General features: G+C 61.7%; 23 protein-coding genes. 17 read left to right on the top strand and 6 right to left on the bottom strand.

The features are described 5' to 3' along the window. The first annotated feature begins 163 nt into the window (after nucleotides 1-163). The 7 genes from BLP10_RS15915 (at nucleotide 164) to BLP10_RS15945 (ending at nucleotide 6,514) form a co-directional block, all read left to right on the top strand. Entirely contained in the window at nucleotides 164-496 is a 333-nt protein-coding gene (locus tag BLP10_RS15915) for an ATPase inhibitor subunit zeta (protein ID WP_091136733.1), read from the top strand. A 22-nt stretch (nucleotides 497-518) separates the two neighbouring features. After that, nucleotides 519-860: an ATPase inhibitor subunit zeta gene (locus tag BLP10_RS15920; protein WP_091136735.1), complete on the top strand. Its 342-nt coding sequence runs from the start codon at nucleotides 519-521 to the stop codon at nucleotides 858-860. Between the two features lie 127 nt (nucleotides 861-987). Further along, the gene (gene ftsH / locus BLP10_RS15925; RefSeq protein ID WP_091136737.1) at nucleotides 988-2,892 is read left to right on the top strand and encodes an ATP-dependent zinc metalloprotease FtsH; all 1,905 of its coding nucleotides are present in this window, start codon (nucleotides 988-990) and stop codon (nucleotides 2,890-2,892) included. Nucleotides 2,893-3,251: 359 nt separating this feature from the next. Further along, nucleotides 3,252-3,701, top strand: coding sequence for a DUF4112 domain-containing protein (locus tag BLP10_RS15930; protein ID WP_091136739.1), 450 nt, complete (start codon nucleotides 3,252-3,254; stop codon nucleotides 3,699-3,701). A 98-nt stretch (nucleotides 3,702-3,799) separates the two neighbouring features. Continuing rightward, nucleotides 3,800-4,054, top strand: a complete 255-nt coding sequence (locus BLP10_RS15935) for a hypothetical protein (protein WP_091136741.1) — start codon at nucleotides 3,800-3,802, stop codon at nucleotides 4,052-4,054. 163 nt (nucleotides 4,055-4,217) lie between these two features. After that, nucleotides 4,218-5,096: an amidoligase family protein gene (locus BLP10_RS15940; protein ID WP_244510579.1), complete on the top strand. Its 879-nt coding sequence runs from the start codon at nucleotides 4,218-4,220 to the stop codon at nucleotides 5,094-5,096. Nucleotides 5,097-5,767: 671 nt separating this feature from the next. Continuing rightward, complete coding sequence (locus tag BLP10_RS15945) at nucleotides 5,768-6,514, top strand: hypothetical protein (protein ID WP_091136746.1); 747 nt, start codon at nucleotides 5,768-5,770, stop codon at nucleotides 6,512-6,514. A 73-nt stretch (nucleotides 6,515-6,587) separates the two neighbouring features. Here BLP10_RS15945 and BLP10_RS15950 read toward each other — a convergent pair whose 3' ends face one another. Both BLP10_RS15950 and BLP10_RS15955 read right to left on the bottom strand, forming a co-directional pair. Further along, nucleotides 6,588-6,773 (bottom strand): HP1242/YdcH family protein, encoded by a 186-nt coding sequence (locus BLP10_RS15950; RefSeq protein WP_091136748.1) that lies wholly within the window; start codon nucleotides 6,771-6,773, stop codon nucleotides 6,588-6,590. A 286-nt stretch (nucleotides 6,774-7,059) separates the two neighbouring features. Next, the gene (locus tag BLP10_RS15955) at nucleotides 7,060-8,073 is read right to left on the bottom strand and encodes a sensor domain-containing diguanylate cyclase (RefSeq protein ID WP_091136750.1); all 1,014 of its coding nucleotides are present in this window, start codon (nucleotides 8,071-8,073) and stop codon (nucleotides 7,060-7,062) included. Nucleotides 8,074-8,244: 171 nt separating this feature from the next. Between BLP10_RS15955 and BLP10_RS15960 the strand changes: the two genes are divergently transcribed. The 9 genes from BLP10_RS15960 (at nucleotide 8,245) to BLP10_RS16000 (ending at nucleotide 17,800) form a co-directional block, all read left to right on the top strand. Then, nucleotides 8,245-9,339, top strand: coding sequence for an IS1595 family transposase (locus BLP10_RS15960; protein WP_091136753.1), 1,095 nt, complete (start codon nucleotides 8,245-8,247; stop codon nucleotides 9,337-9,339). Nucleotides 9,340-9,530: 191 nt separating this feature from the next. Next, on the top strand, nucleotides 9,531-10,529 hold the full coding sequence (locus tag BLP10_RS15965) for a DctP family TRAP transporter solute-binding subunit (protein ID WP_091136756.1): 999 nt from the start codon (nucleotides 9,531-9,533) through the stop codon (nucleotides 10,527-10,529). 64 nt (nucleotides 10,530-10,593) lie between these two features. Continuing rightward, nucleotides 10,594-11,151, top strand: coding sequence for a TRAP transporter small permease (locus BLP10_RS15970; protein ID WP_091136759.1), 558 nt, complete (start codon nucleotides 10,594-10,596; stop codon nucleotides 11,149-11,151). Then, nucleotides 11,148-12,428 (top strand): TRAP transporter large permease, encoded by a 1,281-nt coding sequence (locus BLP10_RS15975; protein ID WP_091136761.1) that lies wholly within the window; start codon nucleotides 11,148-11,150, stop codon nucleotides 12,426-12,428. The genes BLP10_RS15970 and BLP10_RS15975 overlap by 4 nt, the downstream gene beginning before the upstream one ends. Nucleotides 12,429-12,575: 147 nt before the next feature. Further along, nucleotides 12,576-13,556, top strand: coding sequence for a D-2-hydroxyacid dehydrogenase (locus BLP10_RS15980; protein ID WP_091136764.1), 981 nt, complete (start codon nucleotides 12,576-12,578; stop codon nucleotides 13,554-13,556). A gap of 110 nt (nucleotides 13,557-13,666) precedes the next feature. After that, a complete protein-coding gene (locus BLP10_RS15985) occupies nucleotides 13,667-14,491 on the top strand; it encodes a class I fructose-bisphosphate aldolase (protein WP_091136767.1) in 825 nt (274 codons plus the stop codon). Continuing rightward, nucleotides 14,488-15,528: a zinc-dependent dehydrogenase gene (locus BLP10_RS15990; protein ID WP_091136769.1), complete on the top strand. Its 1,041-nt coding sequence runs from the start codon at nucleotides 14,488-14,490 to the stop codon at nucleotides 15,526-15,528. The genes BLP10_RS15985 and BLP10_RS15990 overlap by 4 nt, the downstream gene beginning before the upstream one ends. Beyond that, entirely contained in the window at nucleotides 15,521-17,077 is a 1,557-nt protein-coding gene (locus tag BLP10_RS15995; protein ID WP_091136772.1) for a xylulokinase, read from the top strand. The genes BLP10_RS15990 and BLP10_RS15995 overlap by 8 nt, the downstream gene beginning before the upstream one ends. A gap of 18 nt (nucleotides 17,078-17,095) precedes the next feature. Beyond that, nucleotides 17,096-17,800 (top strand): FadR/GntR family transcriptional regulator, encoded by a 705-nt coding sequence (locus BLP10_RS16000; protein ID WP_091136775.1) that lies wholly within the window; start codon nucleotides 17,096-17,098, stop codon nucleotides 17,798-17,800. A gap of 420 nt (nucleotides 17,801-18,220) precedes the next feature. On the opposite strand, the gene BLP10_RS23875 is transcribed toward BLP10_RS16000, so the two are convergent. Then, complete coding sequence (locus tag BLP10_RS23875; RefSeq protein ID WP_280141111.1) at nucleotides 18,221-18,346, bottom strand: hypothetical protein; 126 nt, start codon at nucleotides 18,344-18,346, stop codon at nucleotides 18,221-18,223. 439 nt (nucleotides 18,347-18,785) lie between these two features. Here BLP10_RS23875 and BLP10_RS16005 point away from each other — a divergent pair, with 439 nt between their 5' ends. Then, nucleotides 18,786-19,607 (top strand): lysine/arginine/ornithine ABC transporter substrate-binding protein, encoded by an 822-nt coding sequence (locus tag BLP10_RS16005; protein WP_342026201.1) that lies wholly within the window; start codon nucleotides 18,786-18,788, stop codon nucleotides 19,605-19,607. 85 nt (nucleotides 19,608-19,692) lie between these two features. Here BLP10_RS16005 and BLP10_RS16010 read toward each other — a convergent pair whose 3' ends face one another. Genes BLP10_RS16010 through BLP10_RS16020 form a run of 3 tightly spaced genes read right to left on the bottom strand, consistent with a single transcriptional unit; the run spans nucleotide 19,693 to nucleotide 23,463 of the window. After that, complete coding sequence (locus BLP10_RS16010) at nucleotides 19,693-20,958, bottom strand: NAD(P)/FAD-dependent oxidoreductase (protein ID WP_091136780.1); 1,266 nt, start codon at nucleotides 20,956-20,958, stop codon at nucleotides 19,693-19,695. Between the two features lie 4 nt (nucleotides 20,959-20,962). Beyond that, the gene (locus BLP10_RS16015; RefSeq protein ID WP_091136782.1) at nucleotides 20,963-21,919 is read right to left on the bottom strand and encodes an ornithine cyclodeaminase family protein; all 957 of its coding nucleotides are present in this window, start codon (nucleotides 21,917-21,919) and stop codon (nucleotides 20,963-20,965) included. Continuing rightward, complete coding sequence (locus tag BLP10_RS16020) at nucleotides 21,916-23,463, bottom strand: M81 family metallopeptidase (protein WP_091136784.1); 1,548 nt, start codon at nucleotides 23,461-23,463, stop codon at nucleotides 21,916-21,918. Before BLP10_RS16020 ends, BLP10_RS16015 begins: the two co-directional genes overlap by 4 nt. Between the last annotated feature and the right edge of the window lie 88 nt (nucleotides 23,464-23,551).

The raw sequence follows: 23,551 nt of genomic DNA on the forward strand, positions 1-23,551 counted from the left end.
GTCGCCGGGGAGCTTGAAGCGCTCCCCACCCGATCCCCAACTGCTCGGAGCGGGACGGACTTCGCGGCATCGAGAAGGGGGCACGCTCTGTCAGTCTTCATCGTGCCCGCGCCTGATCCCTCAGGACCGTCTTCTGCGACCACGTCCCACTGGAGGAGCTACCATGGCTTACATCGATCTGAATGAAATGACGCGTCCTGAAGCTGTCCTGGCCGACTACGATACGCGGCATGGGGTGACCGCCCGCCGCAATATGCTGGTGGGGCTGTGGGCTGCCGAGTGTCTCGGACTGTCCGGGGTCGAGGCCGAGGATTACGCCTGGAGCGTTCACTTCGCTGATCTGCAGCACCCCGGCGTCGACGATGTCGTCGCCAAGATCGCTGCGGACTTTTCCACCCGCGGCGTTGCGATGAAGGAGCGCAGCATCCGTGAGCAGTTGCGCGAGCTGGAACGCCGTGCGGAGCTGCAGATCGCAGCCGGCCTCCATCGCTTCTGATCGTCAGGAAAGGATCCGATCGATGAACGCGTTTTCTCCTCTCGATGCAACTTGGACAGGCCAGGCACACCTGGGGATGGACTGGTGCCCTGACGAGGACACCCGGGACAACGTCGTTGCGCGCCGCAATGTGCTCGCGGGGCTATGGGCCGGATCCCTCATGGGCCTGAGCGGGCCCGAGCTGACGGCCTACGTGTTTGCGGTGCACGCCGCCGACCACCAGGTGGCCGGCGATGAGGACATCGTGGCGAAGCTTACGGCCGATCTGCACCGCTCCGGATTGCCGGATCATGCGGCGCAGGTGCGTCCGCGTCTGGGCGCCTTCCATCGTGATGCGTTGAGACAGACGATGACGACGGACTGAACGGTCGCCCGCCTCGTCGACGGTGGCTCACGGGGAAAGGGGGGCATGGGCTCCATCCCGGGCTTTGCGCGTTAATCCTCCGGTTCCAAGAGCCCATGTCGGCAATCCGCCCCTGTGAGGCATCGCGATGGACAAAGCTAAGAGCTTCAACACTTGGTATTGGGTTGCCGCTTTTCTCGGCATCCTGGTGATCCAGTACGTCTTCAGCACCGCTCAGCAGATCGCGCCGATCCCCTACAGCCAGTTCCAGCAACTGCTCAGGGACGGCAAGGTGGCCGAGATCGGCATCTCCGACCGCTTCATCCAAGGGCGGCTGAAGGAGCCGCTTCCCGGCGGCCAGAGCCAGTTCGCCACCACCCGCGTCGATCCGGACCTCGCACAGGAGCTGCAGCAGTACGGCGTCGCCTTTACAGGCCAGATCGAGAGCACGCTGCTCCGGGATATCCTGTCCTGGGTGCTGCCCGTGCTGGTCTTCTTCGGCCTTTGGGCCTTTCTGATGCGCCGGATGGTCGGGAAAAGCGGCTTGGGCGGCGGGCTGATGCAGATCGGCAAGAGCAAGGCCAAGATCTACGTCGAGGCCGACACGGGCGTACGCTTCGACGATGTCGCTGGCGTCGATGAGGCCAAGGATGAGCTGCGCGAGGTCGTCGAGTTCCTAAGGAACCCGGACGAGTACGGCCGCCTGGGCGGGCGCATGCCCAAAGGCGTGCTGCTGGTGGGCCCACCGGGAACCGGTAAGACGCTGCTTGCCAAGGCGGTGGCGGGCGAGGCCAAGGTTCCGTTCTTCTCCATCTCCGGCTCGGAGTTCGTGGAGATGTTCGTCGGCGTCGGCGCGGCGCGGGTTCGCGACCTCTTCCAGCAGGCCCGCGAGAAGGCGCCGGCCATCATCTTCATCGACGAGCTCGATGCCCTCGGCCGTGCCCGCGGCATCGGTGGGTTGGCGGGCGGGCATGATGAGAAGGAGCAGACCCTCAACCAGCTCCTCGTGGAGCTCGACGGCTTCGACTCGCGCGCTGGCCTCGTGCTGCTCGGAGCCACGAACCGGCCCGAGATCCTCGACCCGGCCCTGCTGCGTGCCGGGCGCTTCGACCGGCAGGTGCTGGTGGACAGGCCGGACAAAAAGGGCCGCGTCCAGATCCTTGAGGTTCACATGCGCAAGGCGAAACTGGCGCGCGATGTCGATCCCGAGAAGGTGGCGGCGCTCACGCCGGGTTTCACCGGCGCAGATCTCGCCAACCTCGTCAACGAGGCGGCGCTGCTGGCTACCCGCCGCAGTGCCGATGCCGTCACCATGGCCGACTTCAACAATGCGGTCGAGCGGATCGTCGCCGGCCTTGAAAAGCGAAACCGCCTCCTGAACCCGCGGGAGCGCGAGGTCGTGGCCTATCATGAGATGGGCCATGCGCTCGTCGCCATGGCCCTGCCCGGGGTCGATCCGGTGCACAAGGTGTCGATCATCCCGCGCGGCGTCGGCGCTCTTGGCTACACGATCCAGCGGCCGACCGAAGATCGTTTCCTCATGACCCGTGAGGAGCTGGAGAACAAGATGGCGGTCCTGCTCGGCGGACGCGCCGCCGAGCTGCTTGTCTTCGGCCATCTGTCGACTGGAGCGGCGGACGATCTAGCGCGCGTGACGGACATCGCCCGCGCGATGGTGACCCGTTATGGCATGTCGGATAAGCTCGGGAATGTAGCGCTGGAGAAGGACGAGCGCTCTTACTTGAGCCCGAATCCGCTCGCCAGCGGGGCGCGCGAGCGCTCCTACTCGGACGCGACCGCAGCTGCGGTCGACGAGGAGGTGAGGGCGAATGTCGACCGGGTCTTCGACCGGACGGTCGCTCTCCTGCAGGATCGCCGCGAGCTTCTGGAGCGGACGGCGCGCCGTCTGCTGGAGAAGGAAACCCTCGACGAAGCCGAACTGAAACAGCTGGCCGGCCCGGCACAGGTCCAGCCAGTGGGATCAGTCGTCGAAATCGAGCGGAACCAGCGTGCGCGAGGCGGACGGGCCACGCCGGGGTCGGATCACGCATGACCGTGGTTACGGATAGATCCTAGAGGCAAAGGCTGCCTGTCTGATAGACACGAAGGTGAGTGGATTCTCTCAAGTCCGCGCTCGTGCGCCGACGTATGGGGAATGCTGCGGCTCACGGACCGTCAGAGGGGACATCAATGTGCTCCGTTCGTCCCCAATTGCACCACCGCCGGCACTGCGGCGTCCGAGGGCGTCCCGACAGCTACGAGGCGCTCGGAAGGATATTCATTCGGGCACTGACCGAGACTTGAAAGCCAGGAACGTCCTTCCCACCTCTTGGTCACCGGGGTCCGGGCCCCTCTGGCAGCCTTCCCGAGGCTGCGATGTCGGACTCTCTCACCTGAGGAGCAGCATGGTGCATGCTCCGCATCTGGGAGACGACTGTGACGTCCTACACCTATACTTCACCCTTCAGCGATGCCTCATTCCGCGTGGATGAGACCCGCGCGCGCCTTGATGCGCTGGCGCGGTTGCTCGATAGCGCCGTCCGTGTGCCGGGGACGAACGTTCGCCTCGGCGCAGACGCGCTCCTGAACCTCATTCCGGGTGTCGGCACGCTGACGTCGAAGGGCGTGTCGGCCTACCTGATCTGGGAGGCGCGTCGCCTCGGCGTGCCGACGGGCACGCTCCTGCGCATGTGCCGGAACGTCGGGGTCGACTTCGTGATCAGCGCAATCCCGCTTGTGGGCTGGGTCGGCGATGTGTTCTACCGCTCGAATCTGCGCAACATGGCGCTCCTGCGCGAGCATCTCGATCGCACGCACCCGTCGCAGCCGGTCGACGGCACCGTTTTCCGGCCCGGCTCATGAGCCGGGTTCGCGTAGCCGGGCGGCCGTTGCAGTTGCCCGGCATTGACGAGTGAACTTGAACACGACCGATAGATCGAGGCGAAACGACCTCCAAGACAATGACCCTTCTTCTCACAGGCCTTGAAATCGCCGCCATGGTGGCTGCCCTCGTGGCGGCGTTCCTCTGGTGGCAGTCCTGCCGCCGCACGGTGCGGCGCGTCAGCCGCTACGAGGAGCTGGACGCCGCCGACCTCAACCGCCTCGTCGTGGCGATCAACCGCAACCAGCTCCTGAACGGGCGGGCGGCACTCGCCTCGGCCGTCGCTGCCTTCCTGGCCGCCTCGTCCTTCGCCGCTGCCGCCATCCTCCCGTAAGGGGGGCGGCAGCTCACCATCCCCGCAACAGGATCGGACACGGTCTTGTCCGACCGGTCCCTGGATCAAAGTGATGTCCGTCTCATGCCCTGGGGCCGATCAAGATCCTACGCATGATTTCGCGGCAGTGGCTCCTCTCGCCCTTCTGACAGCTGAGGGCCGGATGCGTCACGTAGGGGTCGAGATCGAGTTCATGGGCCTGACCGCCAATGCCGCCGCGGATGCCCTTGCGCGTGATCTCGGAGGATCGATCTCCTCCGAGGATCCGCACGCGTTCAGGATCAATGGAACCCGGATTGGCAATCTGTTGGTTGAGACCGACCTGCGGTACGCTCATCCGGCGCGCTATCCCAACCTCCGCCTGAGGCTGCCTCCGAGGGCCGCTGCCTGGCTCGGAACCCTTGTCGAGCCCTTCGTCCCGCGCGAGTTGATTACAGTCCCTCTACCCGTCGCCCGATTGCCGGAGGTCGACGCGGCCGTCGCAAGCCTGCAGGCGGCCGGAGCCCGCGGGCGCGGCGTGGTGCTGTGGGATGCGCTCGGGCTGCACTTCAACATCGATCCGCCGTCCCTCGATGCCGAGACGGTGACGGCCTACCTAAAAGCCTTCCTCCTCCTTAGCGACCACTTCCGGGGCGCCATCGCCCGCGGAAGGCGGCGGCTCGCCCTGATCCTCCCTCCCGACTATCCTCACGACTACAAGCGTCTTGTCCTGCATCCGGACTACCGCCCCAGCGTCGCGGATCTGACCAGGGACTACCTGGCCGCGAACCCGACCCGCCGGCGGGCGCTCGACCTGCTGCCGCTCCTCGCTCATTTCGACCGGGAGCGGGTGCGCTCCCTGCTGCCGCACGAGAAGATCGGTCCCCGGCCCGTGTTTCATTACCGCCTGCCGCTGGCTTATCCGGGCGATCCCGCCTGGAGCATCTTGCCGGACTGGAGCCGCTGGCTGGACGTGGAGCGCCTGGCGTCGGACACTGAAAGGCTGGCCGCGATGGCACGCGACGCCTTGAGCCGTTCAGCACGGTTCCCTCCACCTATCTGACCGGATGGCTCGAAGGGGCCTCGGTTGCATACGCGCGACGATCCTCACCTCGTCCCCGACACGCATCCCCAATACTCAATTGAAAGCGCACGTCCTCAGGGTCGTACTGTCTGGTGGACGCGAGCGCATCCTGCATATGGCCGGCCCGTCGAGCGGTATCGGCCGCTGTTGGGCCCTCAACCAGACCACTGCCGCTAGCTGTGTTCGCGATCCGCAAGCCAAGCTCAGACATAGGGCGATCCATTGTCCGACGAGGGGTATTCAGGGTATCGAGCGTCGCGACTTGATCCTGCTCCGTCAGGGGGATCCGCCCGCGATAGCAGCCGTACAGTTTGCTGCCAGCCGACACTAAACCTCCTGCTCCTGCCTCTCGTTAGGCTCTCAGTGCCATTCCGAATGGGATGCTGAGGCGGGTTGAATGAAATGTCTCGTCTCTGGTGGCATCTCACACAAGGCTTGTCTCTGCTTTTGGCCTCTAAATGGGCTCCATTGAAGAGGCTCATGGTAAAAGTCATCAAAATGCCAAGGTCTCCGCTCGTGATCTCGGTATGAGCAAAGAGCCGAAGCAACCACGTCAACGTGGCAACACCAAACCGCAGAAAGATGAGGGTGCAGCAGCGCGCTCAGACACTGCCCGTAAGCCTCGTGTTGCTTCGAAGCGGAAAGCTGAGATGGCTCTGGACGTCCTGAGCGGCGGGGGATCCAGCGGTGTGATGATAGCGGCAGAAGGCGATGATGTCTCCACTCGTCCGTTAATCCAAGGTGAAACTCCCGCAAGAGCCCGCAGCCTCATCATGGAAGGCTCTCCGAACGCGGTGGATCAGCAAGCACCCTGTAGCGAGTGTGGAAAGGAACCCCTGCCACCCGTGCAAACGGTTGCATTTGCGGATGCCCCTGCCTCCGGGAAAGCCGATCAGGACCCTTTCGATAATCCACCTCTGCCCAATGGGAGTGCGGAGATGCGTGCCGCCCTAAAGCAAGAACCAACCCAGCATCAGCCAATAGCCCACGAGCTTAAGTCGGATCGCCGAGAGGATAGCAGAAGCTCCTTCCGTGCCGGCCTCGAAGATACGGCTCAACAAGCTATCAGAGTGTGGGCCCCACGCTTTCAGGCTGCGTCAGAACGGGCGAGAGGTGCCTCGGGACGTGTGAAGGTCTGGGCCCAAGAGAGAGCAGCGCGCAGGACACGTAAGAGCGATGAGGCTCAGGGATCGACGAATCCAGTCTACCTCCTTGCCGCCATCACCCTTGGTATTCCGGCTTTGCTGCTGATCCCGCTGGTAGGGCTGAACCCAGGCGTCCAGGAAGGAACCTTCGCGACTGTTGTGGCGATCCTCGTCGGCTCTGCCTTTGTCACGGCTGCGGTGTTCGAGATCAAAAGGCTTGCTGATCAATCCTCGGACGAAGAGGAACACTGAAACGCAGGGCAACCCTCCTTCCAGACTGAAATGGCGGTAGGCCGGAGCACATGTCTCCGGCCTACCGTTAGCGTCAGGCAGTCTGAGGGTTGGGCGTGGCCGCGCTCAGGGCGGCGATGCGGTCCTTCAGCGCCAGCTTCATCTTCTTCAGCCGCACGACCTCACTCCTGTTAGGCAAACGGGACTTGAGTTCGCGGATGAGCTGAAGATCCACTTTTTCATGGAGATTCTTGAGACGCTGGATGGTACGGGACTGCATAGGGCTCTCCTCTTGTGAGTTGTTCTCACGAGAGCGCTCGCAGCCGTGGCGATGGAACTGGCCCTTGGCACCGAGCGCGCTCGGTGCGGCCCGACATCACGACCGGCATTGCTGATCGTCAGAGGGGCCCGGTCCGCACGGATTCGAGAGTAGGGAGCCAGAGTTCAGGCTTCAAGAGGGCTTGCGTTGCATTTTCCCTGAGTTCCTCCGGCCCGCCCATCAGCGGGCTGTGGGTGACGTCGTCCCACAAGCCTCCACCCGGCCCGGGGTTGAGGACGGACCCGGCTCATTCAGCCTTCGCTTCAACTGGGTGGACGACGGCCAGCGTTGTGTGATGCAGGCGCACGCAGTTTCGACCCGCGGCCTTAGCTTGGTACAGGGCGTTGTCGGCAGCCTCGAGCAGGGTATCTGCAGGCGTTGAGAGCGAAGGCCGCGCCGAGGCGATGCCGATGCTGACGGTAGCCAAGCCATGGGAGTTGCGCTTGTGCTCGATGCCCATCAACATAATGGCCTCGCGGATCTCCTCGGCGATCATCCGGGCGCCAGACGGATCCGTGTCCGGCAGCAGGACGGTGAACTCCTCCCCACCATACCGCGCGGCCAGATCGCGCGGACGCTCCACGTGTTCCTTAAGCGTGCTCGCAATCGCGCAAAGAAGATCGTCGCCTTTGCCATGGCCATAGTGGTCGTTGTAGGCCTTGAAGAAGTCGGCGTCGACGTAGAGCAGCGACAGCCAGGACCCGGTGCGGATCGCCTGGCGGCGCTCCCTTTCGAAGAACTCCCGAAACGTGCGGCGGTTGGCCAATCCGGTGAGGTCGTCTGTGCTGGCCAACTGTACGAGCTTCGCCTCGGCGCTCGTGCGGCGGCGCAACTCGCGCTGGAACAGGTAGGTCAGGCCCATCACGGCGGCGCAGAGCAGGAGCGTGAGCCCGCTCTGGATGAGGGCCTTCTGCCTCCAGGGAGCTAGGAACTCGTCCACGCCCTTCGAGACGGTCAAGAACAGGGGAAGCCCGTCGATGCGCTTGAAGGTGTAGAGTCGACGGACTCCGTCGAGCGCCGCCGTTCCGTCGAAGGTGCCCGAGCTCTCCCGGATGAAGCGCTGCACGTTTGGGGTGTCGCTTAGGTCCTGATTGATCTGGCGTTCAAGATACGGCTGCCGGACCAGCACGATGCCATCGTCGCGAAACAGGGTGATCGATCCGTCCCGACCCATGTCCAACCCCTTCAGCCGGTCGTGGATCTTGGACAGGGATATCCCGCTGACCACCACGCCTCCGAAGCTGCCATCGGGCTGCGACAACCGCAGGCTGAGAGCGATGGAGAGTTCATTGCCCCTGAGCCTGCTTGCAAACGGGGGTCAGCACAAGATCTGTTCCTGATTATACGCCGGCATTATCAACCAAACACAGCTTTTCCTTTGCAGCGAAACTTTTGCGTGAGATTCTGATCACGTTATCGACGGGAGGTCGCGATGGAAGTGTCTGTGCGTGAGGTACTGGCGAGGATCACCACCGTGCCGGACATGGTCCGAGCCTTCCGGAACGAGGACCATTGCCGGCGATTGCTCGAGGCGATGGTCTGGCCCAATGGGAGGATTTGCCCCGCCTGCGGCTATCGCCGCTCCATTGCCCTGATGGGCCGGGAGAATGGGAAGCGTGCACGGCCCGGGCTGTATCAGTGCTCGGACGTCACCTGCCGGTTTCAGTTCACCGTCACCACCCGCACGCCCCTGCACGCGACGAAGCTTCCCCTTCGGGTCTGGCTGTCCGGCCTGTGGCTGATGCTGCAGTCGGACAAGGGCATCTCGTCAATCCGCTTGGCGGAAGCGCTCGGCGTCAGCCAGCCGACCGCCTGGCGCATGGGACATGCCCTGCGCCTAATGGTTGGGCGCGAGCAGGCCCTGGATGGTGTCGTTGAGATCGACGGGCTCTATGTGGGTAGCAAGCCGCGGCGGGAGAAGAACTATTCTCCACCCGGGCGTGGACGCAAAGGCCAGCCGAAAACCTTGAAAACACCGGCGCTTGTGGCCGTGCAGCGGCCGCCGGATGTAAGCGTCGGTGCGCCGTCTGGGGAGGTTCGAGCAGCGGTGATCGAGGATCTCTCAGAGTCCGAAGCCGATCGGGTTCTCACGGAAGCCGTCGATCCTAGCGCCCATCTGATGAGTGATGAATGGAAAGCCTTCGTGTCCTTGGGCAGTGCCTTTGCAGCTCATGACACGGTTCACCATAAGGCTCGCGAGTACGCGCGTGGTCCGGTTCACATCAACTCAGCCGAGGGCTTCAACGACCGGATCCGTCGCACGGTCTCTGGCGTGTTCCATCACATCAGCCCGCATCACGCGGATCTCTACTTCAATGAAATCGGCTTTCGGTGGTCACAGCGTGTGGTCACCGGACAAGCGCCACGACGAACGCGCAAGGGACGGCCGGTGACCAGAACCCTGTGGGCGAGAATACCGCCTGCCCTGCAGCTCCCAGCGGTGTTTCGCTTCGCCATCGGACGGGAGATGCGCCGAACGAAGGCTGGCGGGATCGACCTTCTCTCGAAAGTAGCTGTCTTTGGTTGATAATGCCGGCGCTCAATCAGGAACACATCTTGCGCTGACCCCAGAGAAGACCAGAACATTTCCCGCAATCATTGCCCGGATTGACAATTGGTTAGGCCAATTCAGACAATGCTTGCCAAGTGCTGCGTGTTCGTCTAGCTTTTTGGTATAACCAATAAGAACAGCATAACAATTCAATGGAGGAGACAAGAATGCTGAAGTCGATGATTCGTGGCTTGGCCACAGCCGCCGTGATGATCGCTGCGACCGCAGCAAGCGCTCAGACCAACTTTACCCTTTCGACGCCTGATCCGGACAATTCCGAGATCACTCTGGCAGCCAACAAATTTGCCGAGCTCGTGTCGCAGAAGACAGGCGGCAAGGTCACGGTCAAAGTGTTCCCGAACGGCCAGCTCTATGGCGGCGATCCTTCAGCGGCGGTGAAGCAGCTCGCGGGCGGATCGCTCGATATGCTGCTTCTCTCGACCTCGCTCTATGCCAATTTCAACCCGAAGTTTACGGCGATTTCAGTTCCGTACCTCTTCACCGACACTGCCCAGCTCCGCTCCTACCTCTCGGGGCCGATGGGGCAGGAGCTTGTTGCCGACTTGAACAAGATCGGCATTCAGGGGCTTGGCCTGTGGCCGCGGCCGTTCCGGCAGATGACCAATTCCCGCAAGCCGATCACGAGCCCGCAGGACTTGGCCGGTCTGAAGTTCCGTGTGCCGAACAATCCTCTCTGGGTCGAGTTCTTCAAAAAGATGGGGGCGGCTCCGACTCCCATGGCCTTTGCTGAGGTTTACAACGCTCTGCAGCTGAAGGTCATCGACGGGCAGGAGAACCCGATCAACATTCCGGTCACGGCTAAGTTCTACGAGGTCCAATCCTACGCCACCATGAGCAACCACATGGCGGATGGTTGGGTGCTCGGCATCAACCCCGCCAAGTATAAGGCGCTTCCTGAGGACCAGAAGGCGGCTATCAAGCAGGCCGCTGTCGAGGCCGAGGCCTGGAAGGTTGAGAACGATGCCGCCGATGAAGGCAAGTCAATCGCGACACTGACCGAAAAGGGCATGAAGGTCGAGCGCCTCACGCCCGAGCAGCAGAAAGCCTTCGCAGCTGTTGCCAAGGAGTTGTTCCCCACCTTCGCACAGTTAGTGAAGGATCAGGCTTTCTTCGACCGCACCATTGCGGCTGTCGGCAAGCAATAAAAATCGACTTCATCCAAGAGCGCTGGCCGCACTTGCGGCCGGCGCCGATTAGGGAGTTGGTGCCATGGCTCATCAACCGTCACTTCTTGGCAAGTTTGTTAAACTCACAGCCGATTTCGCGGCTGGAGCGACGGCCGCTGGCATCTTGATCGTGGTGCTGGTGCAGGTTGTGAGCCGCCTGATTGGCAGTCCCGTTTCCTGGTCAGAAGAGGCCACCCGCTATCTCTTTGTCTGGATGGTTTTCCTTGGGCTGGCGGCAGGTTTCCGGACCGTCGAAAGCGCGAGGGTCGTGGTGTTCATCGCCGCAATCCCAGGTGTGTTCCGGCGACTCGCTGTCCCGATCTATGTCATTTCTTCGATTTTGTTCTTTGTTCTCATGGGATGGACTGGGCTCAGCCTTGTCAATCTACAGATCATGATGAACGAAGAGACGGCGACTTTGCCCATTCCGATGTGGGTGATTGGGCTGATCATGCCGATCTCGGCCATTCTGGCCATTCTGGCCATTTTTGAATCGCTGAAGACGAACCGGGATCTCATCGCGCTTCCGGAAGTCGGTGTCCCTCCGCAGGTTGACCTTGAGGAGCCTGACGTTTACGTTTCGAAAGGGCATTCGTCATGAGCATTGCGCTTCTTCTTCTCTTTCTCGGATTGTCAGCCCTCGGTGTTCCTTTGGCGGTGGCGCTTGGTCTTGCCAGCGCCGCGGTCATCATGATGTTCACCTCAACGCCGATCGATCTGCTGTCGCAGAGCATGTTCTCGGCGATGAACTCCTTCCTGCTCGTGGCGGTGCCGCTCTTCATCCTCGTCGGACACTTCATGGAGCGGGGACGCGTGGCTGAGCGCATCTTTGACTTCGCCGAAGCGATGGTCGGCTGGATGCCTGGCGGCCTGGGTCACGTGAACGTGGTCTCCTCCGTGATCTTCGGCGGTATCTCTGGATCGTCTGTCGCTGATATTGCATCGGTGGGTGCTATCGAAATCAAGGCCATGGAGCGGCATGGTTTTCCGAAGGGCTATGCGGTCGGCATGACCCTGGTCACTTCAACGCTATCCTCCATCATCCCCCCATCCATCTTGGTGGTGATCGCAGGCTCAATCGCTAACGTGTCGATCGGAACGTTGCTGGTGGCTGGCTTGATCCCTGGCCTGTTCATCGCCTTCGTGTTCATGGTATTTAACCATTTCTACGCGGTGCATTACGGCTACAACCCGCCTTCGCCGTTTAATTTCCGCCTCGTTGTAACAACAGGGCTTCGCGCCATCCTGCCGATGCTCACGCCTGTCATCCTGCTCGGCGGCATCGTCAACGGGTTCTTCACACCGACCGAAGCTGCCGCTATCGCGGTTGTATATACGATGCTGCTGTCGGTGATCGTTTATCGCACGATCCCTCCCCTCGAGATCTGGAATATCCTCGTTGAGACTGCTCGCGCGTCCGGTACGATCCTGTTCATCGCAGCAACTGCAAAACTCGCAGCCTGGGTGTTCGCCTTCGACGGGTTGCCGGTTCAAGTCGCCGAGTTCCTGGCCGGTATCAGCACCGGTCCGACGATGGCGTTGTTCCTGATCTTCTTGTTCCTGATCGTGGTTGGAATGTTCATGGATGCGATTGCGGCCATGTTCATCCTCATTCCGGTGTTGCTGCCCCCCGCTCTCAAGATGGGCATCGATCCGATGCACTTCCTGATCGTGATGGTCATCACGCTCACCCTGGGCTTGGTGACGCCGCCTGTCGGCGTGTGCCTCTTCGCGGTTTCGCAGGTAGCTAAGATGTCGATCGAGGATGTCATCCGCGGATCCATGGTGCCGGTGCTGATCCTGACCGCCGCAATCCTGGCGCTGGTTCTGTTCCCAGTTCTGACCTTAGGGCCAATCAGACTCCTCGGACTCTACTGACGGCTCCGTAAATCACAGAGGGCCGGGGACGTCAGCTTCCGGTCCTTCATTCTTCCCGGCGAGGGCAGGGGGAGTTTTTCAGGGCGATTCCAAACCTCACGTGCGCCGTATGGATCGCCGCAACTGATGTGCAGAAAGTAGTGTCGCATGACTGAGGCCTTGTCCCGTACTCCGGCACGAATTGTGTTCCTCGACCGCGAGACACTCTCGCCTGAGACAAAGCTGCGGACGTCTTCCTTTCCGCATGAGTTGATCACCTATGGCAAGACTGCTCCGGGTGAGGTCGCGGACCGAATTGCCGATGCCGACATCGTGATCACCAACAAGGCGCCTGTGAGACAGGAAGCGATTGCGCAAGCACGCAATCTCAAGCTGGTTGCCGTCGCCGCTACCGGATACGACGTGGTTGATGTCGCGGCCTGTGCGGAGCGTGGGGTCGCCGTGTGCAACATCCGCAACTACGCGGTGAACACCGTGCCTGAACACACCTTCGCGCTAATCCTGGCCCTGCGACGCAGCATCCTGGCTTACGCAGATGCGGTCCGCCGGGGGCGCTGGCAGGAGGCAGGACAGTTCTGTTTCTTCGATCATCCAATCCGCGATCTTGCCAGCTCCACTCTCGGCATTATCGGCGACGGAGTGCTGGGACGGGCCGTTGCCGATATTGCCCGCGGCTTTGGCATGCGGGTGCTGTTCTCCGCCTACAAGGGCTCGACGGGCATGGGGCCGCTCTACACCCCCTTCGAAGACGTACTGCGCCAGAGCGACATCATCACACTTCACTCTCCGCTCATGCCTTCGACCCGCAACATGATCGCGGTATCTGAATTCTCTCTCATGGAGCGCCGGCCACTCCTCATCAACACAGCACGGGGTGGACTCGTAGACGAGCAGGCCTTGGCTGACGCGCTCACCGCCGGTCAGATCTCCGGCGCCGCCTTCGATGTAGTCACAGCGGAACCGCCGGGGGCCGATCATCCATTCATGCGCCTGCTCGACCGGCCCGACTTCATCCTCACGCCACATGTGGCTTGGGCCAGCAGCGAGGCCGTCCAAGGGCTCACGGATCAACTGTTCGAGAACATCGATCTGTTTTGGGCGGGGAAGCCGAGAAATCTTGTGACCTAAAAATTGGTTATACCAATCGTACATTGCGCTTGCTTGCGTCACGTAATTGGTATAACCAAATGAAATCCCTGTTTCGTCGGCACAATCCGACCGTGCATTAAGGAGCCTCTATGTTTCTAGGGAAAGAAGTTCGCCTCAACCGGATCGTGAACCCCAAGTCGGGTCGCATGCTCGCCATCACGGTTGATCATCCGATCACCCGCGGAATGATGCCCGGGCTGGTGGACATCCGCTCCGTGATGCGCAAGGTCGTGGCCGGTAAGCCGGACGGCATCACCATGCACAAGGGCATCGCCGAGAAGGTGTTCGCGCCTTATGCCGGACAGGCTTCGATCATCCTGAAGGCGAGCGCCTATTCGGTGCAATACCATCCGACCTATGACACGCCGGTCGCTGACGTGGAGGAGGCGGTGCGCTTCGGCGCCGACGCCATTTCGGTGGGCTGTATCGTGGGTGGTCCCGACCAGGCCCAACAACTGACCTTCCTCGGCAAGATTTCCAAGGACGCAGCTTCGGCCGGCATGCCACTCGTCGCCCACATCTATCCGAAGGGCGCGCTGATCAAGGACCAGCACGACGCTGAGGTGCTGGCCTATGCGGTCCGCGCTGGTGCAGAACTCGGCGTCGACATCATCAAGACCATGTGGTCTGGTTCGGCCGAGAGCTTCCGCTCGGTGGTCGATGCCTGCCCGTCCATCGTGGCGCTCGCCGGTGGCGAGATGGGCGAGACTCTGGAGGACTATTTGCGCATGACCCGCCAGGCGCTCGATGTCGGCATGCGCGGCGTCACCTATGGCCGGTTCGTGTGGTCTCACCCGCACACCTCCGCCGTGATCAAGTCCCTGTCCGCTTTGATGCACGAGGATGCCAGCGTCGAGGCGGCTCTCAAGGTTTATGATCGCGCTCTCGAGGAAGAGAAGGACCTCCAGAAATGAAGGCAGCCGTTCTTCGCGCTCCCGACGACGTCGTCTTGCAGGATGTCGCAACTCCGTCCGCCGGACCCGGCGAGCTGATCCTGAAGGTAAGGGCCGCGACTGTGTGCGGGACGGATATCCGCATCCTGCGCGGCCGCAAGACCAAGGGCGTCCGCTTCCCGTCCGTTCTCGGCCACGAGTTCGCGGGGGAGGTGGTTGAGGTAGGGGCAGGCGTCTCGCAGTTTTCCTGCGGTGACCCGGTGTCGGTTAATCCTGTCATTCCCTGCCGCAAGTGCGCCTATTGCAAGACCGGCCGGGAGAATGTCTGCCAGAATCGTCAGGCGATCGGATACGAGTTCGACGGGGCTTATGCCGAGTACCTGAAGGTGCCGGCGCTGGCGCTCGAGTCCGGCAACGCCGTGCGTATCCCGCAGGGGATGCCCTTCGAGGCGGCGGCTCTGGCAGAACCGCTGGCGTGCTGCATCAATGGTCTGCGCAATGTCGGCATTGAGCTCGGTGACGTGGTGGTCATCCTCGGGGCAGGGCCGATTGGCCTCATGCATGCGGCGCTCGCGCGCCGGGCCGGGGCACGCCTGGTCATCGTCAGCGAGCCCAATGAGATGCGCCGCCAGGCTGCCCTCGAGCGCGGCGTCGACATCGCCTGCGATCCGACCAAGGAGGATCTGGCAGGGGTGATCCGCGGGGTGACGGACGGGCTCGGCGCGGACGTGGCGATCCTGGCCATCGGTGTTCCGGCGCTTGCCAACGAGGCATTGAAGCTCGTGCGCAAGGGCGGCCGCGTCAACCTGTTCGCGGGCTTCTCGGCGGGTGACATGGCGACGTTCGACGTCAATCTCGTGCATTACAACGAGATCGTCGTGACCGGAGCCAGCGCGCTGCGCCGGCAGGACTACGAGACAGCTCTCAACCTGTTGGCAGGCGGGCTCATCGATGCCAACTCGCTTGTGACCCATCGCTTCGGACTGGCGGATGCCGTCGAGGCGCTGAAGGAGGCCGAGAGTGGGCGAGCCCTTAAGGTGGCAATCCGCAATGACTGAAGCCTTCCTCGGGGTCGATGCTGGAACAAGCGGGATCAAGGTTTGTGCCTTCACGCGCGAAGGCCGCTTGGTGGCGAAGGCACACCGGGCGGTTCCCGTGGTCACACCTTATCCGCTCTGGGCCGAAATCGACCTCGACCGCTACTGGGCGGCCACCGCCGATGCCGTTCGAGAGGTTGCCGCCCGCGTCCCCACGATCGTCTCGATCGGGCTCGCCACAACCTGTCCGACGACCATCGTCCTCGACGAGAAGGGGCAAGCGATCCGGCCGGGCATCCTTTACCTTGATGGCCGGGCTCAGGCGGGTCTCGAAAACGTGGTCGGTGCCGACGCTGACGCCGATGTGCAGCAGACCGGCAACCGGGCCAGCACATCCACCTGCTGGGCTGCCAACCTGGCCTGGATCCGCGAGAATGAGCCCGCCGCTTGGGCCAAGGTGCGGCGGGTTACCATGCTCAACGGTTTCCTGGCTCGCCGCCTCGGTGGCCAGGACGGCATCGAGCCGACGCAAGCCTCTTATTCAGGTCTGATGCGCATTGCGGATCCTAGGCCGTCCTGGAGCCGCGACCTCTTGGCCAGGTGGAGACTCGACGCAGCGCTCCTGCCGGAAATCAGCTCCTGCACCGATATGATCGGGCGGGTGACGGATGAAGCTTCCTCCTTGACCGGGATTCCTGCCGGTACCCCTGTAGCGCTTGGCGCTGCCGATACGGCAGCGGCTTCCTTCGCGGTCGGCCTAACGGACAGCGGCGAGGTTTTTGAATCCGTCGGCACGTCCGGGGTCATTACCTTCTGCCTTGACCGCCCGGACTTCGAGCCGTCGTTCCTGCATCGCCATCATATCGTGCCCGGCCGCTGGCTCGCCCACGGGGCGATGTCGACGCTAGGCGGTGCGTTCGGTTGGCTCAACAACAAGGTCTGGCCGGAACTCAAGACCCTTGCCGAGCTGGAGCGCCTGGCGCAGGAGTCGGTTCCGGGAGCCAATGGTCTCTTGTTCCTGCCCTACCTTGCCGGCGAACGGAGCCCCATCTGGGACGCAGAGGCGAGCGGTAGCTGGCTCGGGCTACTCCTCCGACACAGCCGACAGGATATGGTCCGCGCCGTCTTTGAGGGGACGACCTTCGGCCTGCGGCAGATTCTGGAGCGGGGTTCCGCCAAATGGGGCAAGCGCCCGGAGCGCATGCTCAGCGTGGGCGGCGGAGCCCGAAACAAGTTCTGGGGACAGATGAAGGCGGACGTGCTGAAGCTCGACTATATCATGTCTGACATGCCCGACGCTGCAGCACTGGGAGCGGGCCTGCTCGGCGCCATAGCGGCAGGGCTGTTCACGGGCAGCGACGATGGGGAGCTTCCATTGATCTCGGCCAGCGCAACGGCGATCCGGCCCGGGTCCCAACGGACGATCGAGACCTACGACCGCATGTTCACGATCTTTGACGCAGCCTACCCACAGCTACGCGACTTGATGCACGCCCTTGCAGATCGTAGTTCTGGCCCCTACGCGGACGAGGAGGCAAGGCCCCGTCTCGGGGCGCGGGCCACTGGGTAAAAGGAACTACGGTTTTAGATGACCGATGGCGAAGACGATATCCTTGCACGTGTCATTGACATCGCAATGGAGCTCAGGCCCGACAGCAGCGGGCGGATCAAGCTTCCCACAGAGCGTGAGCTGGCCGACCAACTCGGCATCCAGCGTCCCACTCTGCGGGACCGGCTGACCGTTCTCGAAACGCTCGGGCTGCTCCAGCGGGTCCAGGGCAGCGGGACCTATCTGGCGCTGCCGAACTCCCGGTTCCTGCAGTTTTACTTCGGAGTGGCGCTGAAGCTCGGCTTCATCTCGATCGATCAGATCCAGAATGCCATGGAAATGATCGGCCGGGAGATGGCGGGAGCCGCGGCAATCCAGGCCAGCACCGCTGACCTTGAGGCGCTCGATGACCTCATCGACCAGATCGCCGCATCAGATTCCTTGGAGGATGTGGTCGATCTCCAGTTCGAGCTCCACGCCAGCCTTGCCCGGGCGTGTCGCAACCCCGTGATTGTGATCGTGATCGATGGCCTGTCATCCGTCATTCGGTCTGTGATTGCGAACAAGGTGAGGATCATCTCGATGGTCCGCGGTGCATTCGAGCGAAACGTCGAAGCGTACCGCGCACTCGTGCAAGCCCTAAGGGATCGCGAACCGGAGCTCGCCCGTGAGGCTATTCAGGAGTGCTATTGGTTGTGGCGGCGGGAAGAGTCGAAGATCTCGATCCTCAACATCAGCGAGTGAGAGCCTCGAAAAGGCACGAGCGCCGAACTCGTGCGTGTAGAATAGTGTTTACCTAATCCGCAAAGTCCGTCTCAACGGTAGAGTGGAACGACAATGACTGAGCCTAGACCATGCCCCGTGTGCAGAAGGTTCGAATTAGGGATCAATTGCCTTGAATTGTACGGGCAATACGAGGCGCATTATGTCTGCCTCAGCTGCGAAAGCGAAGTCGCACCCCAAGGCCCTTTGTCAGAACCGTGCGGGACAGCGGCAGAAGCAGTGGGAGCGGCTCTTCACGCCTGGAACGACTTCGTGTCCAGTTTTCCCGGTCAACGGCACGTCGCCTAGTTGTTGCTGATGTCAGCAGCATCCAGTGACAGCAAAGCTGTGATTTGCCTCACAAAAACTGCAGAAGCTTGCCTTTAGGGCTCGCCCGCGTTCTCAGTCGAGCTTGTTGCCAGCGCGTGCGAGATGCGCATTCAGAATGCGTTCGGCCCTGATCTGGTTCGCGTAGGCAGTCGCATTGACGACGCGCATGACGACGCTGAGGATCGCAGTTACGAGCATGATTGTTGTCCCTCTACAGAAGCGTTCAATGAGCCTCCTGTCACGAATAGATAACGTTTCTGCTGTAGTGCGGTAGATAGGTCAGCACACATGACATATGCGCTGTAGGCATACTAGTTCGATTTGGCCGGGTTTTGCCTTCAGTGGACGCATGAGACATATGGCGGCGTTATCGACTTTTGCGGTTGAACTTTCTAATATTCTGAATGTCTTAGGTTCCATAATGTTGTTACCAGTCTTTTTTCTTGTAGCCGCAAAGGTAGAATGTCCTGATCCTGCAAGAAGAAATGTTATTACTCTTGAGTAGCCGAGCTGGTGCTAATGAGCCTTTTACGAAAGCGACGGTACCAATGAATCCTGCCTCGGGTTAGAATCCAGCTTCTCAGTCAGACGAGAGAAAACCCAGGGAACGGCAATGACTATCATGAGGAGCTTCGCGTTGGCTGCGATCGCTGCCACTCTGGCAGGTGGTGTGACTGCTGCACAGGACAGAGTCATCAAGATCGCTACGGAAGGCGCTTATGCCCCGTGGAATTTCACAGGTGCGGGCGGCAAGCTCGAAGGCTTCGACATTGATCTCGCCAACGAACTTTGCCGCCGCATCAAAGTAAAGTGCGAGATTGTGGCCCAGGACTGGGACGGGATCATCCCCGCTCTTCAGGCGAAGAAATACGATGCCATCATGGCCGGCATGAGCATCACCGACGAACGCAAGCAGGTCATTGACTTCGCAGGCCCCTATGCTGACTCGCCAAATGGTTATCTTGTGGCGAAGGATTCGCCACTCGCCAAGATGCCGGGGACAGGGCAAACCTATAATCTGGTAAGCCAGCAAGCGGAGGCCGAGAAGGCAATTGAGGCGACGAAGCCGCTGCTCAAGGGCAAGACGATCGGCGTTCAAGTCTCCACCACTCATCCCGTCTTCGCCGAGAAGTACCTGAAGGGTACGGCCGACATTCGGGAGTACAAGACCACCGAAGCCCATGACCTGGATCTTCTGGCAGGGCGGATTGATGCGGTGCTGGCGGACGCTACTGCGATTATCGGCACCCTCGGTAAGCCGGAATTCAAGGACTACGCCCTCGTCGGGCCTGCTGTCACCGGTGGCATTCAGGGCAACGGGGTCGGCATTGGTCTGCGCAAGGAGGACGCCGAGTTAAAGCAGAAGCTCAATGAGGCAATCAACGCGGCCACTCAGGACGGCACCATCCAGAAACTCTCGATGAAGTGGTTCAAGATCGACATTGCCCCGAAAACCTGAGGATAGCAGCGCGATACACACTCATCGGCTCAATTAGAAACGCCAATGACGCCGCCTCAGCTTACGCCGTGTTCCGCCATGGGGTTCAGGACATGAAGCGATCAATAGAATAGGGCTTTGGGTCAGTGAACGTTTCCCGGTCAGTCATCATCTCGGCCAGCAAACGCCCGGTGACCGGCCCAAGGGTCAAGCCATGATGATTGTGGCCAAAGGCGCACCAGAGACCTTTGTGCTTTGGAGCAGCGCCAATAACGGGACGCATATCAGGCAGACAGGGGCGGGCTCCCATCCACGGCTGTGGATCAACGCGCCCCTCAAGCGGGAAAATCTCACGTGCGAGGGGTTCTGTCCGGTCCAGTTGCCGAGGCGCTGGCGCCGAGTCACGAGCAGCGAACTCGACACCCGTGGTTAGGCGGATACCGCGCGTCATCGGCGCCAAAAGAAAGCCGCCGTCCACGTCGACCACGGGATGGTGGAGGACAGCACCGGCCTGTGGCCGAAGATGCATGTGGTATCCGCGCTTGACGACCAGCGGAACGCGATAGCCTAGGGGACGGAGGACCGCGTCGGACCATGGTCCGAGAGCAATTACGACATTGTGGGCGCGGACTAAGCTATCCCGGCTGCAGACCGTCCATTCGATGCCGTCCTGCTGAAGCGTTAGGGCGTCACCTTGAACGAAACGGCCGCCGCGTCGCAGAAACAGGTCAGCGTATCCTTTTACGAGACCGCCGGGGTCAGGAACCGTCGCCGGATCCCGCCAATGAATTCCACCAATGAGGGTCTCGGATGTGTGAGGCTCGCGCTGACGAAGGCTCTTGCCGTCGAGGATATCGAAATGCAACCCATAAAGCTCAAGAGCCGCTGCATGCTTCGCTGCTTGGTCGAGAGACTTCCGACTGCGGAATGCCTCGATCCAGCCCGTCCGGCGCAATTGCCCCAGAAGCCCGGCTTCTGCCATGAGGAGTTCATGCTCTGAAACTGACCGCTCGATGAGAGGCAGCATGTCGGCCGCTGCCTTTTCCAAGGATCCGGGGGCGGATTCGCGCCAGAATTTCCAGAGCCAAGGGAGGATCCGAGGCAGGAAGCGCCAGTCGGAACGGACGTCTGCGGAGCGGTTCAGGGCATAGCGGAGGACAGTCCTGAGATCGCGGGGGAACCCGTAGGGGATGACGCTCGACCGTTCGATCAGCCCAGCGTTGCCGTGACTCGTTTCCTCACCCGCGCCGCGTCGGTCAATCAGGACGACATTGCGCCCCCGCATCTGAAGATGCAGTGCGGCGGAGACGCCCACGATGCCAGCTCCCAGCACGATGACATCGGCGCGGATTTCAGGATGCAGCTGTGTCATCGGCTTAGGACGCGTGCGAGCTCACGCGGTGGATCTCAAGCGCCATCTTCACGTCTTCGATGCCAAGGCCCATGGATCGGAAGAAGCTAGCTCGATCAGGGGAGGGGGCCTGCGCCTTGCCGCAGGCAAGTTCACCCAGATCGCCGCGGATGTCGTCGCGGGACCACCCGTTCTCGGAGGCCAGCATCATCTCACCCGCAATGAGGGGAGTTGTCGACCGATCATCGCAATAGACATTCATTCGCGCCAAGGCATCCGGCGGGATTTCATGGGCTCGCGCGACATTCGTGCTGATCGAGGTCACAAGCATCCCCGGCCTGATATGCTCCATCAGTAGAACCGGGGTGCCGGCGGACGTACAAAGCAGCACCACATCGGCATCGGCCACCGCGAGAGAGCGGTCGTCAACGATCTCAGGGACCGGTCGGAGTTCACCAAGGCGCGCCTCAAGGATCTCCTTCTTGGCAAAGATGTTGCGTGAATGAATGCGGACCCGCTTCCACGACCGAAGCGGCAGGACGTGACGCAGGTGAGCCAGGGCAATGGGGCCGCTGCCGATGATTGCCAGATTGGCGGCATCAGCTCGGGCGAGGAGGTTGACCGCCAAAGCCGTTGTTGCGGCGGTTCGCTCCGTCGTCAGCGCCAGCGAGTCGCAGAACAGCAAGGGTTGTCCCGTCTCAAGGCTCATCAGCATCGTCGTGGCCGTGACCTTGCCGCCGGACGGGGTGACCACATAAGGCGAAACCTTGACTCCGAAGACACCGTCCTCCGGCAGAACACCCGAGTAGGTGATGAAGTCGCCCCGGTTGTCGGGCAGAAGGGTGAGGACCTGCGGCGGCTGAGTTACACGGCCTTGTCCGTGCGCCTTAAAGAGGTCGCGCATCGCCGCGACGGCGTCAACGCGCCTCATCCGGTCTTCGACGGCAGCAGCATCGAGCCAGGCAGGGGAGTGCTGTGTCATGCTCGGCTCTCCGCGATGACACGCTTTTCAGAAGACTGAGAGCGAATAAAGACTTCGGGGTTGTAGGGAGTATCGGGCTCGAGCGGATACATCGGTCTCGGCACGCGCGTGAAGGTGAACTTCCTCAAATCCGGAGAGGCCAGCGCCCCGCTGTCGCACACCAGAACCCGGCTTGCGATCGGCTCGAATGCGGCCCGGAAATGCTGCATGGATTTGACACCAACGATCCTCTTGGCGCGAGGGTCAATGCCAAAAGCAAGGAATTGCTGGAGGTCATGACACTGATGAGGCTCGGTAACGATGACGACCTGAACGCGCCCAACCTCGATCACCGCCGTTGGGCCAAAGGACATGCGGACACCCGCATACATCGGTCCATCACAGGTGTAGTTGCCATCGGATACGCTCATCAGCGTGCCAGTGAGGTCAAGCGGTTCGCCACCGAAGGACGCGTTCACTTTGCCACCAAGGCGGATCGATACCGTTTCACCGGGCTTCCTGCTCTGCAGCTGCGAGGCAGTCTCGCGGTCCACGATCGGGCAGACGCAGGCGTCTGCGTCTGCCGCAATCAGGGCCCGAAGCAGGTTTGTGCCGTCGCCGTACCCTCCAGCTCCGGGATTGTCGGCATAATCCGCGATGACCACCGGCCGGTCATCGCCCGCAAGCGCGGAAGCTACTGCCTCCTCAGGCGACAGGAAGCGGTTGACGAGATCATGGCGCATGTCCCACATGGCCTTCGCCATCTCTTCGGCAACCAGCCGGTGGGGCTCCGGATCTCCGGAATAAGTCACCGTGATGGTCGGGCCGATCTCATCGATATCGGCATAGGGGAAGGCGCCGTTGACGCTCACCGCGAGAACGTTGGGCTCGCTTTCATAAGCCCGGGCGCGGCCCATCACGGCGACAAGCGGCCCGACATCCGTGCGGCCGCCATTGGCGTCCTCCAGCATGGGCGGGCGCACGAAGAGAGTGTGGGGCTTGATTTCGCCAGCCATGGTCCGGTGCAGCAACTCGCCCGCATGCCGGCCGGCCACGCGCATGTCGATATGCGGATAGGTCTTATAGGACACGAGAATATCGGCCAGTTCGCACATGCGCCGGGTGACGTTGGCATGCAGATCTAAGGTCGCGGCGATCGGAACATCCTGACCGACAACCGCGCGGAGACGTCCGAGAATCTCCCCTTCGCCATCGCCTGAATGGGTTGTGACCATGGCGCCGTGGAATGCGAGCAGAATCCCATCGAGCCGTTCCCGCTCCCGACGGGCGGCGTCCTCGACGACTTTCAAGATCTCCTCGAAAGCCTCCTCGGTGACACAGCCTGCCGGATTAGCGTGGGCGCTGATGACATGAACCAGTTCCCAGCTCTTCTCGCGTGCAACATCCAGGAAACCCGCGACCTCGGTATTCGTCCCATCGAGCGCACGCAGGGCCTCGTCACCGTGGAGCAGGATCACGTCGGCGAAACGGTCCAGAGACGTTAGGCGCACGCTGAAGGAATTCGACTCGTGCATGATTTGTGCCGAGAGAACGCGAAAGGACATCGTCCGACTCCAGGTTTGAAGGAGGGCAGGGGACGAGTACCGCTGGAGCGTCTGCTCCCGCGGTACTTGTCCTCTTGAAAAGAGGCAG

Origin of the sequence: Microvirga guangxiensis (assembly GCF_900102135.1) — a bacterium.
Lineage (GTDB): Bacteria > Pseudomonadota > Alphaproteobacteria > Rhizobiales > Beijerinckiaceae > Microvirga > Microvirga guangxiensis.

What these genes read in the sequence shown, in the direction of transcription:
- BLP10_RS15915 (WP_091136733.1), top strand. Translation starts at nt 164, where the DNA reads ATGGCTTACATCGATCTGAATGAAATGACGCGTCCTGAAGCTGTCCTG.
- BLP10_RS15920 (WP_091136735.1), top strand. Translation starts at nt 519, where the DNA reads ATGAACGCGTTTTCTCCTCTCGATGCAACTTGGACAGGCCAGGCACAC.
- ftsH (WP_091136737.1), top strand. Translation starts at nt 988, where the DNA reads ATGGACAAAGCTAAGAGCTTCAACACTTGGTATTGGGTTGCCGCTTTT.
- BLP10_RS15930 (WP_091136739.1), top strand. Translation starts at nt 3,252, where the DNA reads ATGCTCCGCATCTGGGAGACGACTGTGACGTCCTACACCTATACTTCA.
- BLP10_RS15935 (WP_091136741.1), top strand. Translation starts at nt 3,800, where the DNA reads ATGACCCTTCTTCTCACAGGCCTTGAAATCGCCGCCATGGTGGCTGCC.
- BLP10_RS15940 (WP_244510579.1), top strand. Translation starts at nt 4,218, where the DNA reads ATGCGTCACGTAGGGGTCGAGATCGAGTTCATGGGCCTGACCGCCAAT.
- BLP10_RS15945 (WP_091136746.1), top strand. Translation starts at nt 5,768, where the DNA reads ATGGCTCTGGACGTCCTGAGCGGCGGGGGATCCAGCGGTGTGATGATA.
- BLP10_RS15950 (WP_091136748.1), bottom strand. Translation starts at nt 6,773, where the DNA reads ATGCAGTCCCGTACCATCCAGCGTCTCAAGAATCTCCATGAAAAAGTG.
- BLP10_RS15960 (WP_091136753.1), top strand. Translation starts at nt 8,245, where the DNA reads ATGGAAGTGTCTGTGCGTGAGGTACTGGCGAGGATCACCACCGTGCCG.
- BLP10_RS15965 (WP_091136756.1), top strand. Translation starts at nt 9,531, where the DNA reads ATGCTGAAGTCGATGATTCGTGGCTTGGCCACAGCCGCCGTGATGATC.
- BLP10_RS15970 (WP_091136759.1), top strand. Translation starts at nt 10,594, where the DNA reads ATGGCTCATCAACCGTCACTTCTTGGCAAGTTTGTTAAACTCACAGCC.
- BLP10_RS15975 (WP_091136761.1), top strand. Translation starts at nt 11,148, where the DNA reads ATGAGCATTGCGCTTCTTCTTCTCTTTCTCGGATTGTCAGCCCTCGGT.
- BLP10_RS15980 (WP_091136764.1), top strand. Translation starts at nt 12,576, where the DNA reads ATGACTGAGGCCTTGTCCCGTACTCCGGCACGAATTGTGTTCCTCGAC.
- BLP10_RS15985 (WP_091136767.1), top strand. Translation starts at nt 13,667, where the DNA reads ATGTTTCTAGGGAAAGAAGTTCGCCTCAACCGGATCGTGAACCCCAAG.
- BLP10_RS15990 (WP_091136769.1), top strand. Translation starts at nt 14,488, where the DNA reads ATGAAGGCAGCCGTTCTTCGCGCTCCCGACGACGTCGTCTTGCAGGAT.
- BLP10_RS15995 (WP_091136772.1), top strand. Translation starts at nt 15,521, where the DNA reads ATGACTGAAGCCTTCCTCGGGGTCGATGCTGGAACAAGCGGGATCAAG.
- BLP10_RS16000 (WP_091136775.1), top strand. Translation starts at nt 17,096, where the DNA reads ATGACCGATGGCGAAGACGATATCCTTGCACGTGTCATTGACATCGCA.
- BLP10_RS23875 (WP_280141111.1), bottom strand. Translation starts at nt 18,346, where the DNA reads ATGCTCGTAACTGCGATCCTCAGCGTCGTCATGCGCGTCGTCAATGCG.
- BLP10_RS16010 (WP_091136780.1), bottom strand. Translation starts at nt 20,958, where the DNA reads ATGACACAGCTGCATCCTGAAATCCGCGCCGATGTCATCGTGCTGGGA.
- BLP10_RS16015 (WP_091136782.1), bottom strand. Translation starts at nt 21,919, where the DNA reads ATGACACAGCACTCCCCTGCCTGGCTCGATGCTGCTGCCGTCGAAGAC.
- BLP10_RS16020 (WP_091136784.1), bottom strand. Translation starts at nt 23,463, where the DNA reads ATGTCCTTTCGCGTTCTCTCGGCACAAATCATGCACGAGTCGAATTCC.